This is a genomic window from Pseudomonas sp. NPDC089392 (genome assembly GCF_044749595.1).
Lineage (GTDB): Bacteria > Pseudomonadota > Gammaproteobacteria > Pseudomonadales > Pseudomonadaceae > Aquipseudomonas.
In genome coordinates this window covers 35,340-48,856 of the sequence record NZ_JBIVIF010000021.1, presented here as the reverse complement: position 1 = coordinate 48,856, position 13,517 = coordinate 35,340, and the positions used below count along the sequence as shown (strand labels likewise).

At 65.5% G+C, this 13,517-nt stretch carries 13 protein-coding genes; all 13 read right to left on the bottom strand.

Annotation, left to right across the window (positions count from 1 at the left end; translation table 11 throughout):
- Window positions 1-5 precede the first annotated feature (5 nt).
- Entirely contained in the window at window positions 6-485 is a 480-nt protein-coding gene (locus ACIP1G_RS18290) for a type II secretion system protein (RefSeq protein ID WP_400739562.1), read from the bottom strand.
- Window positions 482-2,356 (bottom strand): secretin N-terminal domain-containing protein, encoded by a 1,875-nt coding sequence (locus ACIP1G_RS18285; RefSeq protein WP_400739560.1) that lies wholly within the window; start codon window positions 2,354-2,356, stop codon window positions 482-484. Before ACIP1G_RS18285 ends, ACIP1G_RS18290 begins: the two co-directional genes overlap by 4 nt.
- Window positions 2,353-2,862, bottom strand: a complete 510-nt coding sequence (locus ACIP1G_RS18280) for a hypothetical protein (RefSeq protein WP_400739557.1) — start codon at window positions 2,860-2,862, stop codon at window positions 2,353-2,355. The genes ACIP1G_RS18285 and ACIP1G_RS18280 overlap by 4 nt, the downstream gene beginning before the upstream one ends.
- Entirely contained in the window at window positions 2,862-3,425 is a 564-nt protein-coding gene (gene pilO / locus ACIP1G_RS18275; RefSeq protein WP_400739554.1) for a type 4a pilus biogenesis protein PilO, read from the bottom strand. Before pilO ends, ACIP1G_RS18280 begins: the two co-directional genes overlap by 1 nt.
- Window positions 3,412-3,954 (bottom strand): PilN domain-containing protein, encoded by a 543-nt coding sequence (locus tag ACIP1G_RS18270; protein WP_400739551.1) that lies wholly within the window; start codon window positions 3,952-3,954, stop codon window positions 3,412-3,414. Before ACIP1G_RS18270 ends, pilO begins: the two co-directional genes overlap by 14 nt.
- A gap of 1 nt (window position 3,955) precedes the next feature.
- Window positions 3,956-4,735 (bottom strand): hypothetical protein, encoded by a 780-nt coding sequence (locus tag ACIP1G_RS18265; protein WP_400739548.1) that lies wholly within the window; start codon window positions 4,733-4,735, stop codon window positions 3,956-3,958.
- On the bottom strand, window positions 4,719-6,506 hold the full coding sequence (locus tag ACIP1G_RS18260) for a GspE/PulE family protein (RefSeq protein WP_400739546.1): 1,788 nt from the start codon (window positions 6,504-6,506) through the stop codon (window positions 4,719-4,721). The genes ACIP1G_RS18265 and ACIP1G_RS18260 overlap by 17 nt, the downstream gene beginning before the upstream one ends.
- A gap of 60 nt (window positions 6,507-6,566) precedes the next feature.
- Window positions 6,567-7,100, bottom strand: coding sequence for a response regulator (locus tag ACIP1G_RS18255; RefSeq protein WP_400739544.1), 534 nt, complete (start codon window positions 7,098-7,100; stop codon window positions 6,567-6,569).
- 249 nt (window positions 7,101-7,349) lie between these two features.
- On the bottom strand, window positions 7,350-7,991 hold the full coding sequence (locus ACIP1G_RS18250; protein WP_400739542.1) for a SurA N-terminal domain-containing protein: 642 nt from the start codon (window positions 7,989-7,991) through the stop codon (window positions 7,350-7,352).
- A 12-nt stretch (window positions 7,992-8,003) separates the two neighbouring features.
- The gene (locus ACIP1G_RS18245; RefSeq protein WP_400739540.1) at window positions 8,004-9,488 is read right to left on the bottom strand and encodes an ABC transporter substrate-binding protein; all 1,485 of its coding nucleotides are present in this window, start codon (window positions 9,486-9,488) and stop codon (window positions 8,004-8,006) included.
- 233 nt (window positions 9,489-9,721) lie between these two features.
- Window positions 9,722-10,387 (bottom strand): SCO family protein, encoded by a 666-nt coding sequence (locus ACIP1G_RS18240; protein WP_400739539.1) that lies wholly within the window; start codon window positions 10,385-10,387, stop codon window positions 9,722-9,724.
- Window positions 10,384-11,040 carry an SCO family protein gene (locus tag ACIP1G_RS18235; protein WP_400739537.1) on the bottom strand — a complete coding sequence of 219 codons (657 nt, stop codon included), beginning with the start codon at window positions 11,038-11,040 and terminating at the stop codon, window positions 10,384-10,386. Before ACIP1G_RS18235 ends, ACIP1G_RS18240 begins: the two co-directional genes overlap by 4 nt.
- Window positions 11,037-13,013, bottom strand: a complete 1,977-nt coding sequence (locus ACIP1G_RS18230; RefSeq protein WP_400739536.1) for a cytochrome D1 domain-containing protein — start codon at window positions 13,011-13,013, stop codon at window positions 11,037-11,039. Before ACIP1G_RS18230 ends, ACIP1G_RS18235 begins: the two co-directional genes overlap by 4 nt.
- Window positions 13,014-13,517 lie beyond the last annotated feature (504 nt).

The following is a 13,517-nucleotide window of genomic DNA, read 5'->3' as shown; positions in this document are numbered from 1 at the left end:
GGCTGTCACCATTGCCCGTAAGGGATGTTGTTGAGGCCTTTGCCGCGGGCCTTGGAATACACGTCGAACACGTCTTCACCTTCGCGCGGGTTGTCGGGGCTGCTGTCGTAAGCGCGCAGGCCCCAGCCACCTTCGTCCTTGTCCTTGGCCGCCAGCAGCGGGTCGTGCGGGATGCGCCGCAGGAAGTAGAACTTGGCACCCTTGGCGCTGCGCACGTCGCGCACGCCATCCACCAGCACCTGCAGGTTCGGCGGGTAACCGCTGGCATCCAGGCGCTTCTCGATGTAACCCGCGTCAAAGGCCCGTTTGTAGGCGTCGATGGCGTCGCGAATCTGGTACAGCGCCTCGCGCAGCTGCTGCTCCTTGCCGCGGCGCACCACGGTTTCGGTCAGCGGCGCGGCCATGCTGGCCAGCAGCCCGAGCAGTGCCAGGGTAAGCACCACCTCGATCAGGCTGAAGCCGTGCATGCGGCGCTGGGCTTTCATGGCCGTGGGCTCCCGTTGACCGGGGCAACCGGGGCGACCGCCATTTGGCTGTCCGCTGCCGGTGCGTCGGTGGTCGGCGCATTGCCGGGCACGTCCATCGGTGGCAGCGGCGCCATCTGGCGTACCTGCATGGCCGACTCGGTGCCGGTGGAGAACTCCATGTCCGACGGGCTCTGGTACGGCAGGTTGCGCACGATGCGCGGGGTGATCGCCAGCACCAGCTCGCTCTTGCTCATGTCGTCCTTGTTGCTGCCGAACAGCCGGCCCAGGCCGGGAATGTCGCCAAGCCCGGGGATCTTGTTGCCGCTGGCGTTGTGGTCGTTGCGCACCAGGCCGGCCAGCACCTGGGTTTCACCGTCGTGCAGGCGCAGGCTGGTCTGGGCGTTGCGGGTATCGACCTGGACCGGGATGGTGCCCTGGCGGGTGGCTTCCAGCGGGGTGGCGTTGCTCACTTCCAGGGCCACCTTGATCGCCACTTCGTTGTTCAGGTGCACGGTGGGTTGCACTTCAAGCTTCAGACCCACGTCCAGGTAGGTGACGCTTTCGGTAATCACCGGGCCCTGGGTGGACGGCACCGAGGTGGCGCTGATGATCGGTACCCGCTGGCCGATGTGGATGCGTGCCTGCTCGCGGTTGCTGACGCGAATCACCGGGCTGGCCAGGGTGTTGATGTCCTTGTCCTGGGCGTTGATCTTGGCCTGCGGCGCCGGCGCGATGCTGATGCGGCTGGAGTCGATGCCCTTCAGCTGGTCGAGCACGCTGACCGGCTTGCCATCGGAGCTCAGCACACCGAAGGTGTTGGGCCATTGCAGGCCAAGGTCAAGGATGCGCGAGGTGGCCACTTCCATCACTTCCACTTCCAGCACCACCTCGGGGTTGGACTGGTCCTGCGACTGCAGCAGCTTCTCGGCCATGCGCACGGCATCCGGGGTGTCGCGCATGGTCAGGGTGTTGAGGCGCTCGTCAACGAACACGTCGCGGGTCTTGAGCATGGTCTTGACCATGTTCAGCGCGGTGTTGGCATCGATGCTGGTCAGGTAGAAGGTGCGCATGACCAGTTCCTGGTAGTCCTTGGCCTTCTGCGGCGAATCGGGGTAGATCATCAGAGTGTTGTCGTTGACGATCTTCTGGCGCAGCTGGTTCTGCTCCAGCAGCAGCGCCACGGCGTCCTCGATGCGCACTTCACGCACGAAGATGGTGGCCTTCATATCCGGGCGCATGTCCTTGTCGAAGATGAAGTTGATGCCGGCGACCTGGGACAGCACTTCAAAGATGGTCTTCAGGTTGGCATCACGGAATTCCAGGGTTACCGGCCGCTCCAGTTTGCTGTGCAACTGTGGGAAAGGCTGAGCGGTACGCGCCTGGACGTTCTCGATGTCGCTGCGCAGGGTCATGCCCTTCTGGTTCTGCGGGTCCAGGCGCATCACTTCGCGCATGTAGCGCTCGGCGCCGAACAGATCGCCCTGGCGCAGCGCCGCCTGGCCCAGGGCCACGCGTTCGTCCAGGGTGCGGATCAGCTCCAGCTGGCGAATGCCTTCCTGGGCGCGGCGGTTGTTCGGCTCGATGATCAACACCCGGCCATAGCCCATGCGGGCACCGGCGAAGTCATGGCGGATGCGGTCAGCGTCGGCCTGGCCGATCAGCGCCTCGACTGCCGCCTGGCGGCCGTGGGCCAGGGCGATGTTCAGCTCGGTGTCGCGCGGGTCCTCGCGCAGGGCCTCTTCCAGGCGGGCGATGCCGGCCTCGTACTGGCCCTCCTTCATCAACTGGTCGCTGTCCTCGCGTACCGCACTGGAGCCGCAACCGGCAATGGCCACGCACAGCGCCACAAGCAGGAACGGAGCAGGTTTGCACAGCTTTGACGACATCATGGTGCGCTCCCTACAGACAAAGTCTGCGACTGATGCAAAGGCAGGTAAACCAGGCTCAGCTCGCTGGCCGATACCCGGTCGAGGCGATAGGTGTCTTCGATGACGTCGCCCTGGCGCACGACGTAGAGTTTTTCGCCGCTCTGCAGGAAGACCTGCAGGTCGTCGCGTTCGCCCATGCGGCCGATGAACTGGAATGGCAAGGCCGGGGCGGTTGGCGCCGGGGCTACGACAGGTGCGGTTGCAACAGGTTGTTCGGTGACGGTGGCCAGGGTTTGGGGTTTGGTCCATTGCTGGGTTGGGAACAGATCGCGGGAGGCCTGTTCCGGCCCTTTCGCGGGTGAACCCGCTCCCACAGACTTGGCGGTGTCCACTGCCCCTGTGGGAGCGGGTTTACCCGCGAAGGCCGCGACGCCGTCGTCCTGGCCAAACCAATGGTCCGGCGCCCAGGCCAACACCGCACTCACGCCGAGGAAACCGGCCCAGATGACTGCACGTTGTGTGTTCATCATGACCTCGACAGGTAAAGGGTCATGCGCAGGCGGGCATTGAGCTCGCTGTCGCCGATGCGTTTGCGTTGCAACTCAAGGTCTTCCAGCACCAGGGTCGGCAGCTGCTTGATCAGGCCCTTGAGGAAGCCGCGAATCTGCGGGTAGCTGCCACGTACCGGCAGCACGATCTGGTAGCGCGCCAGCTGGGTCTTGGGGTCGACGCCCAGGGCGTACTCACCACGGGCCAGGCTGATGTGCTCGGCGCTGGCCAGGTGGTACAGGCGCTCGATCAACTCGCTGGCCTGTGGCTGCCCAGGCAGTTGCTGGCGCAGGCTGTCCAGCGCCTGCTGCTCGGGTTTGACGGCGATCTTCAGCTCGCCACGCTTGACCCGCTCGACCTGCACGCTGGCGTCCGCTTGCGTGGCACGCAGTTCACGTACGTTCTGCCACTGCGGCAACACCCCGGCGCACAGCACGCCAATGGCCAGCATACCCACCGCGGCGGCGGCCAGGCCGACCGTGCCGACACGCTGCAGGCGCTCATGAAGGATCAGGCTGCTCAGCGATTCAAGGGCGCGCATGGCCGGTCTCCCAGGTGGCGGTTAGGGTGAAGCGCACCGGGTGCTCAGGCTGTGCCGCCAGCACTTCGTGATTGAGCAGCGACACGTCGCTAAGCTCCTCACTTGCCTCCAGGCGCTGGTGGTACTGCAGCATCGCTTCCAGGTTGCGCGCTTCGGCGGTAATGCGGACCTGGCCCTTGCGCGCATCCGGGGTCAGGCCAAGCAGCGCGACGTCGTCCTGTGGCAGGGCTTCGAGCATGGCGAACAGCTGTTGCCAAGGCCGTTGCAACTGCTGCGAAACACTTTGCATCTGTGCCAGGCGCTCGGCCTGCTCACGGCTGGCGGCGCTGCTCAACGGCGCTGCAGTGGCCGGGCGGCGGCCCAGTTGCAGTTCCAGGCCGTGCACGCTGGCCTCCAGGTCGACCTGCTCGGCTTGCAAGCTTTGTTGCAGCAGCACCAGGCCGATGACCACGGCGCTGCCCAGGGCGAGCAGCGACCAGGCCAACGGGCTGTTGCGCCGGGGCTGGAATTCCAGGTCGAGGCGGCGCATGTCAGGCCACCGCCCGCCACATGGCGCACAGCGGGTCGGTTTCGCTGGCCGGTTGGCACAGCTTCACCGCCGCCAGTTGCGGCACGTCGCCCCGGCCTGGGGCATGCAGGTACACGCGTGGCATGTGCTCGCCGTACAGCTCGCAAGTGCGCTCGATCAGTGCTTGCAGGGCCTGGTCGCTGTCGGCGCAGCCTTGCGCCAGCACTTGCTGCCAGGCGCCTCCGGCGGCCAGCAGCAGCACGCTGCGGCGTGGCTCAGCCAGCACGAACAGGAAGTCGCCCTGCTCCAGTTGTGCCGAGCAGCGGTTGTAGGCGGCCATCAGGTACGGCTGCACCGAGCGCAGGTTCAGGCGGCTTTCCCGGCCCAGCGCCTGCAACCGTTGCAGCAGCGCTTCGGGCAGCGCGGTGGCGATGCGGGCGGCACCGGCAGGCTCCGGCGACAGTACGATGCGCCAGTCGTCCAGCGGCTGCCCGTAAAGGTTTTCGAAACAGGCCCGGGCGTAGGCGTCCAGTTCGCGTGGGTTGCCGATGGCGTCACTCCAGGGCACCAGGCAGAAGCGGCTGTAACGGGCCGACAGCAGCACCCGCAACTGCGCGCCACGTACGGCATGTTCGGCCAGCAGCGCGGCCAGCGCATCGACGGCGGCTTCCCAGGCCGGTTGGGCGGCATCGCAGGTGAACGCGCGGCTGCCCAGCCACTGGTGGCTATTTTTGTGCCAGCGACCCAGGCCGACACCCTCGGCGCCGAGCACGGCGCAGTAACGGTCAGATGAATGTGACACGGTTGATCTCCTCAAGGGTGGTGCGGCCGTCGCGGACCAGGTCCAGGGCCGAGGCCCGCAGCAGGCGCAGGCCGCGCTGGCAGGCGAGTGTCTTGATTTGCGACAGAGGGCGGCGTTCGACAATCATCTGCCGCAGGTCGTCGTCCAGGTGCAGCAGTTCGGCGATGGCGCTGCGGCCGCGGTAGCCACTGCCGCGGCACTGGCCGCAACCCTGGGCGCGGACGAATGTCCAGCCAGCCACACCCTCGCGGGTCAGGCCCGAACCAAACAGGGTGTCGTCATCGTGTTCGCAGGGTGTGGCGCAGTGCGGGCAGGCCAGGCGAATCAGGCGCTGGGCCAGCACCGCGTTCAGTGCGGAAACGAAGCTGTAGGGGTCGACCTGCATCTGGCTGAAGCGGCCGATCACATCGAACACGTTGTTGGCGTGGATGGTGGTGAACACCAGGTGGCCGGTGAGCGCTGACTGCACGGCGATCTGGGCAGTGTCCGGGTCGCGGATTTCACCGACCAGGATCTTGTCCGGGTCGTGGCGCAGGATCGAGCGCAGGCCGCGGGCGAAGGTCAGGCCCTTTTTCTCGTTGACCGGGATCTGCAGCACGCCGGGCAGCTGGTATTCGACCGGGTCTTCGATGGTGATGATCTTGTCTACACCATGGTTGATCTCGCTGATCATGGCGTACAGGGTGGTGGTCTTGCCGCTACCGGTAGGGCCGGTGACCAGGATCATGCCGTAGGGCTCGGCGGCCAGCCGACGCAGGGCGCGCAGAGTCTCGTCGGCAAAGCCCAGGGCTTGCAGTTGTACACCGCTGACCTTGTCGGACAGGTCCTGCTTGTCGAGCACCCGCAGCACCGCGTCTTCACCGAAGATGCTGGGCATGATCGACACGCGGAAGTCGATTTGCCGGTCACCCACGGCGACCTTGAAGCGGCCGTCCTGGGGCACGCGTTTTTCGCCGATGTCCAGCTCGGCCATGACCTTGATGCGCGAGATTACCTGGTCGGCGAAGGCGCTGCCGCTGGCCTTGCCGGCGCCATTGAGTACGCCGTCGATGCGGTACTTGATGGTCAGGCCCTGGCCGGTCATGCCCAGGTGGATATCGCTGGCGTGCAGCTTGAGGGCATCGTACAGGGTGGAGTTGACCAGTTTGACCACGCGGCTCTGGTCTTCGCTGATGCTGGCCAGCGACAGGCGTTGCAGCGGGTCGCTTTCACTGCTGGTTTCGGCTTCGTGGTCAAGGGCATCGACGGCGTGGAAGCTTTCTTCGTGGCGGGCCAGGAAGGTGGCCAGTTCGGCGGCGTGGGCCAGGTACAGCGGCGCGCCTTGCAGCACATCGTCGATCCAGGCCAGGCGGGCGTGGTCGAAGGGGTCGGCGAACACGCCCAGCAGTTGGCCGCCCTGCTCGATCAGCACGAATTCGCGCTTCAGGCACACGGCCAGGCTGATTTTGTCGAAGCGTGGGCTGCTGGCCAGCAGCGTGTGGCTGTCCAGCACCGGGTAATGCAGGGTCAGGCCCAGGCGTTGGGTGAAGATGGCTGGGCTGTCGCAGGCCAGGCGTTCCAGACAGTTGAGCAGGCGCTCGTCACTGGCTTGCAGGCGGGCCTGGGCCAGCAGGTCGCGGGGGTAGGCTTGGAGCTGTTTTGCCTGTGCTGGCCCTTTCGCGGGTGAACCCGCTCCTACAGGTTCAGCGCAATCATGTAGGAGCGGGTTTACCCGCGAATGGGCCGGTGCAGGCTGTAAAGCTTCCCGGGTTGCATCGAATGCTTCTGGCATGGCCTGCGACTCCGCTCAGGGGGCGCGTCGCAGGCTGGCTCGGCCAGGGTGCGGGCGCCGCTATTCCCCTGTGAGCAGTTGTTCGTCTTCGGGCCCTGGGGGCTTGGCGCCATTACGGCGGCGGTCAGCCAACACCCAGCTTCCATCGTACAACTGCAGGGGGAACGATTCGTTCCTGTTCTGGCGTCGTTCGACGAACCCTTCTGCCGGGTTGTCCGTGGCCCTGCGCCGGCGCTCGATGCCCACCAGGTCGAAGATCGCACGCGCCAGTTCCGCCAACGGGAACGGCTTGAACAGGACATGACTCACACCGAGTTCGGCGGCCCGCTCACGCACCTCGACGGTGGGGTGGGCGGTAATCAGCACGAAGTGGCATTGCCTGTTCTTGCGTACAGCCTCCAGAACCTGAAAACCCTCCATATCGGGCAAGCGGTAATCCAGCACAACTACTTGCGGTGCCAGGCTTTCAGCCTGCTCGATACCACTGGCACCGTCGTGGGCAACATGAACTTCCAGGCCTTGCGCCTGCAGGTACGCTTGCAGGTTTTGCGCAAGAGTCTGTTCGTCATCGACTACCAATACTCTGTTCACCAAGGTCGACTCCCAAGAACTGCCCGGTTACCCGGTCTGCGAAGTGCGCCCTTGTATAAGCTTGAGCAGGCTTCGTGCCAGGCGTGAATAGTCATGTTGCACCGCTGTAAGTCATTGATTTTCATAAGGTTCCAACCAGCACCCGAAACACCGCAGGCAGGCACACCCGCCCGGTTCCCCACAAGCGGGGAAACTGATGGCACATTGCCAAACCTTAATTCCCCAGCATTGGGGGAAACGCCATCAGGGGCCTCAGTCGGCGATTTCCACTTTAGCGGATTCGCGCAAACGTTGGCGCACGGATTGACGCGCCTGCGCCTCCCGTTGGCCGATGAGCGTGGCCCTGGCCAAGACCAGGCCCTGTTCGTGTGTGACCGAAGGGTTATCACTTTGGTTCTGCGCTCCTTGCAACCTTTCTCGGTTGGCATCATAGAATGCCTCCACTTCGTCCTGGCTCGGCGCGTCGACTGCGCTGAGCTGGGCATACACCCGCTGGGCCGCCATCTCGCGCCGGGTGTATTCATTGTACTGTGCCCTATCGAAGCCCGCCTCTGCCAGACGCCGCTCGAAAATTGCCGGGCTGCCAAACGCCGCTTCCACCTCGCCGACATGCGCCGACACCTGCTGATCACTGATGGCGATGCCTTGGCGCTGGGCCTCCTGCCACAGCAGCTCCTTGTCGATCAGCTCGTCCAGGGCCTGGGCGCGCAGGCGCTTGTACAGGCCCGGGTTGCGGATGCTGGTCACCGCGCGGCCCTGGGCGTCCAGGTATTCGCTGAAATAGCGCTCAAGGCGCATCAGCCCGATCTCCTCGCCATTGACCCGCGCAGCGGGCACATCGGCCCAGCTCGCCCTGGCGACCACCAGTAACAGGCACAGCAACACAATTCGCATGGCAACCTCCGCTCAAAGGGCGTCCGGCACTGGCCGGTACGGGGTGACCGAGATGAAACGTGGCCCAGGCAGGGCCACCGCCACCACATGGGCACCGGCCATGCCCTGGCGGCGGCCGGGGCCAAAGCCCAGCGCCGGGGTCAGGCCGGTGGCCACATCGTGCAGGCCTTCCAGGGCAGCAATCAGCTGCTCGCGGCTGGCGTCACGGCCAATCTGTTTCAACGCTTCGCTCAACAGGCGCAGGGCGCACAGGGTGTTGACCTGTAGCGACGCCTGGCGTGGGTCGAGGCCCTGGCGCTGCTGCAGGCCGGCCAGCGTGGCCAGGCCCTGCTCGGTCCAATCCTCGGGCACGTAGGGGTAGGCCAGGAACAGCCGTTGCGACCACTGCTCGGGCAAGTGCGCCACGGCGCCGGCCACCTGGCTGGAGGCAGCGAACAGGTAGGGCTGGCGGCCTGCCGCCTGCAACGCCGCCGCCAACTCGGCAAACGCCTGGGCACGGCCGAGGAAGACGATGCCCTGCCCGTCCATGGCCTGGCCGTCGAACGCCTGGATGGCGGGTGGCGACCAACCTTGCTGCAGCAAACGTTCGCGCACCTGTTCGGCCAACGCCGCCTGCTCATTACCGGCGTACACCACGCGCAGGTCGCCCGGCGCCAGGCCCAGCGCCGCGCGGGCATGGCCGGCCAGACTCAGCAGTTGCTCGGGTAAACCGGGTAGCGGGTCGAAAATCTGTGCGCTGCCGCCACTGCGCGGGGTGTTGCCTATCAGTGGCACATTCTGTGGCGACAGCAGGGTTGCCAGGCGCGGGTCGAGCATGGGCGCCAAGGGCGAGATCAGGGCGAACACCCGCTCCTGCTCCAGCAACTGTTGCAAGGCCCGTTCGGCGCTGGCCGGGTCGGGGCCTGGGTCAAGCACTACCAGTTCCAGGCGCCGCCCATGAATGCCGCCTTGCTGGTTGAGTTGCGTCACGCCGTCTTCCAGCACGGCACGTACCACCTGCCCGGCTTCGGCCAGCGGGCCGCGGGTGGGCAACAACGTGCCCAGGCGCAGTACGCCCTCCTCCACACCAGGGTCGCGGTCCTGGGCCAGGCGCTTGAGGTAGGCGGTAAGGTTGCGCTGGTCGGCCAGGGTCAGTTCAAAGCGCGGCATGGCCGGGTCCAGGCGATTGCCGGCCGGGTCCAGGCCATGCTGGATGGCCCGGGCCAGGCTGCTGTCGGTATAGGCCGGGTAGCTGCGGCCGTTGACCTCGCGCGCGCCCTGGCCAAGTGCCAGGCGTTGCCAGTCGAGGTTAGGCGGGCGCACACCGCCTTCGGCACGGCCACGGCCATCGCTGCCGTGGCAACTGGCACACGGCAGCACGCTGGCGGGTACGGTCATGTCGCTGGCACCGACCCGGGCCTGCAGTTGCGCGTCGCTGCTGGAGAGGCCCTCGCGGTAGAGGCGTTTGCCGGCTTGTTCGTGTTCGGTGAGGTCCAGGGCCAATGCACCGCTGCACATGGCAATACCTAATGCAAATGCCAGATAGCGCACTAACTCTTCAATGCCGGCGCGGATCCCTGTAGGAGCGGCCTTGTGTCGCGATCGGGCGCGCAGCGGCCGCAGGACAGGCGAATGCGTTTCATCAGGTGCACCGCGTGTGCCGGTTTTACGGCCGCTGCGCGCCCGATCGCGACACAAGGCCGCTCCTACAGGGATCCGCGCCAGCATTGCCGAAATACTGCGCATGATACTCACCGACCAGCCAAAGGCTGGGCCAGTAGCTGCATGCGCTGGGCAATTGCCGCAGGCGGCGCATCCGGGCGGATCTTGCTCCAGCGCTTGCCCGCCACATCACCGGCAATCAGCTGGGTCGAGTGCTGTTCGGGGCTGGGCAGGAACTGGCCGATGCGGCCGAGCACCAGGTCGACATTGGCCTTGTCACCGGTCAGGAACAACCAGTTCGGCCCATCCACCCCCTGCTTCTCGGCAAACGCCTTGAGCGCCTGCGGGGTGTCGTTGAGCGGGTCGCTGCTGATCGACACGAAGGTCACCTGGCTTGCCAGTTCTGGTCCCATGGCTTCGCGTACTTCGCGCAGCTTGCGGGTGATCAGCGGGCAGGCGTCGGTGCAGTGGGTGAAGATCACGTTGAGCATCACCACCTTGTCCTTGAGCACATCGCTGTAGAAGCGCAGTTCGCGGCCGTTCTGGTCCTTGAGCACGGTGTCGGTGAACCAGGTCTGGGCATCGCGCGTGCCGCCGCCACTGGTCATGGCCTGCGGCGCCGGCTGCGGCTCGGGCGCCTGCGGTGCATGGCCCTCGTGGGCGAACGCCACCGAGGCGAGGATCCACAGGCAGCCGCCCAGCACCAGCCAGTCGAAGCCGCGCATGCTCGCGCGGTGGGAAGTTACCTGGCTCATGGTTGCACCTCGTGATGGTCGGCAACGGCGGTGCTCTTGGCATGCACGCGGCGGGCGCTGAGGCGGTTGATTTCTTCGATCAGCACCGCCGGGTCGGTAAAGCCGTAGTAACGCGTCCAGTGCCCGCTGCGCCCGTCACCCACCAGGATCAGCGGTGGGTGCTGGCTGAGGTCGGCACTGAAGCTGCCCAGGCCCTTGAGAGTTTCGGTGATGGCGTACGGGGTACCGGTCAGCCAGCTCCAGCCCGGCCCTTTCTGGAAGGCCTTGGCATAGTCTTGCAGGCGCTTGGCATCGTCACGCTGCGGGTCAACGCTGATCGACACCATATGGATCTCTTCGCCTACCCGGCCGCCCAGCTGCTGCTGGACCTTGCCCATGATCGACGACACCACCGGGCACACCGTGGTGCAGCTGGTGTAGATAAAGCCCATGACCACCAGGTGGTCACCCACCAGGTCCCGTTCCAGGCGTACCGGCATGCCGTCCTGGTTCAGCAGGGAAACATCGGCAAAGCGTACGCTGGTCTTTTCCTGGCGCGCCGCCGGCGGCTGTTCGGCGCTGCCGTTGTGGTCGTGGCCGGCATGGGCCATGGCCAGGTTGCTGGCAAACGCCAGGCTCAGGGCCAGCAGTTTGAAAGAATGCTTGGTCTTCATCGCACATTCCTCGCGTCAGTCTGGGAGGCGTTGGTCGCTGCAGCCGGCAGGACACGCAGGCTGGTGTAGTTTTCTTCGGCAAACTTGCGGCCCAGCGAAGGTGACTGCACATGCAGGTACCAGGCGCCGGCTTCGGGCAGGGTCAGGGCCGCTTGATAGATGCCCTCGCCCACTTCCTGCAGTTGCAGGTTGCGTGGCATCGACGACGGCGCCAGGAAGTAGCGCAGGCTCAGGTCGCTCAGGCCCAGGCGCGGCTGGCCGTCGTCACCGACGATGCGTACCCGCGCAGTCACGGCGCTATGCTGCGGCAACGGTTGGTCCAGGCCGATGAACTCGGCATGCGCGCCCTTGCGCTTGCTGGCATTGGCCGACTCGGCCACGTCGGTGCTGAAGCAGTGGATGATCTGCGGCTGGTTGAGCAGGAAGGCCACATCGAACTTGCCGGCGGCCGGCATTTTCACTGTCGAGCCATACACGCCGGGCGCCATCTCGCGCAGGCTGCGGTCCACGACGATGGCGGCGCGGGCCTGGTGGCCGCGGTTGTTGTAACCGGACATCGGCGCGTTCATGCCTTCGGCATAGAAGTAGGTGGTGTTGTCCACCGGGTTGACCACGAACACCGAATTGTCGTCGCGCGACACCGACAGACCCTGGGCCAGCGGCAGGTCACCGGCCTGGCGCGGCGCCGCCGGGCCGGCTTCGAAGCCCTGGACGATCGGCGCGCGCCCTTCGCCCAGGCTGGCCAGGTTGATCATGCTCACCTTCGGCGATGCCAGGCCACGCACATAGGCATAGCCCTTGGTGAAGGTCAGCTGGTACGGTTCTGCGGCCACCGGGATGTGGTGGATCAGCTTGTCGGTACTGGCGTCGATCACCAGGGCCTGGTTCTCCAGGGTGTTGAGCACGATGCCGTAGCGGCCATCGCTGCTGAAGCGCATCGGCCCCAGGCCCTGCTCGGCAGTGACCGTATGGCGCAGTTGGTGGCTGCGGGCATCGAACACCCGCACGCTGCCTTCCTCGCCATCGACCACGTATACGGCCTGGGACAGCGCCGAGTAGCTGACCGACAGCGGGTGCGGGCCAACCTTGATGGTCTTGGCCAGGCGCATTTCCGGGATGTCGATAACGCTCAGGGTGCCGCTGTCGCGGTTGCTGACGTAGGCAAAGCGCGAGTCGGCACTGAAGGCTATTTCGTGGTGCCCGGTGCCGGTATTGAAGCTTTTCAGGGTAGTGCGCCCCGGCACATCGATTACCGTTACCCCGCCCTTGGCCGGGTCTTTGCTGTTATTGCCCACCCACAGCCGGTGCTGGTCAGGCTGCAGCACCACCCGCACCGGCTGGTCACCGGCGTCCAGGTCGGCCACACGGGTGAAGGTTTCGGTGTCGATCACCGAAACCTTGCCGCGCTCGGGGATCGACACGAACACCTGCTTGTCGTCGCCAGTGGCCGCCCAGTCCATGGGTTGCCCGGGCAGGTCGATGCGGGCCATGGTGCTGGTCACGCCGCCCACCGACACGGTTGGGTCGATCACCGTCAGGCTGGCGTCCTTGTTCAGCATCAACAGGAAGTAGCTGTTCAGGTCGAGCAATGGCCGGGCACCGATGCTGCTTTTCAGAAACAGCGCGACACGGGCCTTGCAGCTCTGGTCGCGGTCGCCCACCGGGGCCGACTGCGCCGGGTCGATCCACGCCCCCGGGGCCATGCCCGACAGCGGCTGGCCACTGTACTGGTCGCTGACCTTGAAGCGGATGTTGGCGAAACTGCCCTCCTGCAGCTCGCCCCCGGCCAGCGGCCGGGCCTCGAACTCCACGGTTACGCCGTCCCGGCTGAGCCGGTGCAGGGCCTGCGGGTCGGCAGGTTGCTGCAGCAGCTCGCGGGGATCGCACCAGAGCTCCTCATAGGCAAGCCCAAGGCCGATCAAGGCCATGCTCAGCAACAGGCCGGCATGAACCGGCCGCAGTTTGAGCTTCATGGTTGCGCCCTCTTGCTCAGGCGGTGCAGATGTTGCTCGAACGGGGCGGCAAATTCGGGTGTGACGACCATGCAACACCTCCACGAGGCTCATTATTCTATGGAGTGTTCTAGCAAGCGGTATGCCATCTGAAAATTACATTTAGAACAGAAACTTAGCGCAACTACCGGAGAACACTGGGGAGGATGCCCCAGCCTGTTCCCCGAAAACGGGGGGCAAATGGCGAAAAAGGTTCTTTACGGGAAACTGGGGAAGAGCGGCTGCGATTTGTCCGTCGGAGAGGTGGGGTGAGGGCTTCCAGGTGCATGCCTTGGGATTCAGGTTGATGCACAGATCGAGCGCCGCCCGCGCGGCGCTTCGCAGCACAAGGCTGCTCCTACATCTGTTTCGGGCCAGTTATTCCTGTGCCAGTTGGGTTGCAGCCTTGGTGCATGGCTGGAGATCGATGAAGAGCAACGGCGCACCCTTCGATATTGAATGGAACACACAAGGCGGACAGCGGTG

Bases quoted from the DNA above. Each gene is read 5' to 3' on its own strand.
- ACIP1G_RS18280 (WP_400739557.1), bottom strand. From the start codon at position 2,862: ATGAACACACAACGTGCAGTCATCTGGGCCGGTTTCCTCGGCGTGAGT.
- ACIP1G_RS18270 (WP_400739551.1), bottom strand. From the start codon at position 3,954: ATGCGCCGCCTCGACCTGGAATTCCAGCCCCGGCGCAACAGCCCGTTG.
- ACIP1G_RS18245 (WP_400739540.1), bottom strand. From the start codon at position 9,488: ATGTGCAGCGGTGCATTGGCCCTGGACCTCACCGAACACGAACAAGCC.
- ACIP1G_RS18290 (WP_400739562.1), bottom strand. From the start codon at position 485: ATGAAAGCCCAGCGCCGCATGCACGGCTTCAGCCTGATCGAGGTGGTG.
- ACIP1G_RS18260 (WP_400739546.1), bottom strand. From the start codon at position 6,506: ATGCCAGAAGCATTCGATGCAACCCGGGAAGCTTTACAGCCTGCACCG.
- ACIP1G_RS18285 (WP_400739560.1), bottom strand. From the start codon at position 2,356: ATGATGTCGTCAAAGCTGTGCAAACCTGCTCCGTTCCTGCTTGTGGCG.
- ACIP1G_RS18230 (WP_400739536.1), bottom strand. From the start codon at position 13,013: ATGAAGCTCAAACTGCGGCCGGTTCATGCCGGCCTGTTGCTGAGCATG.
- ACIP1G_RS18250 (WP_400739542.1), bottom strand. From the start codon at position 7,991: ATGCGAATTGTGTTGCTGTGCCTGTTACTGGTGGTCGCCAGGGCGAGC.
- pilO (WP_400739554.1), bottom strand. From the start codon at position 3,425: ATGCGCGCCCTTGAATCGCTGAGCAGCCTGATCCTTCATGAGCGCCTG.
- ACIP1G_RS18240 (WP_400739539.1), bottom strand. From the start codon at position 10,387: ATGAGCCAGGTAACTTCCCACCGCGCGAGCATGCGCGGCTTCGACTGG.
- ACIP1G_RS18235 (WP_400739537.1), bottom strand. From the start codon at position 11,040: ATGAAGACCAAGCATTCTTTCAAACTGCTGGCCCTGAGCCTGGCGTTT.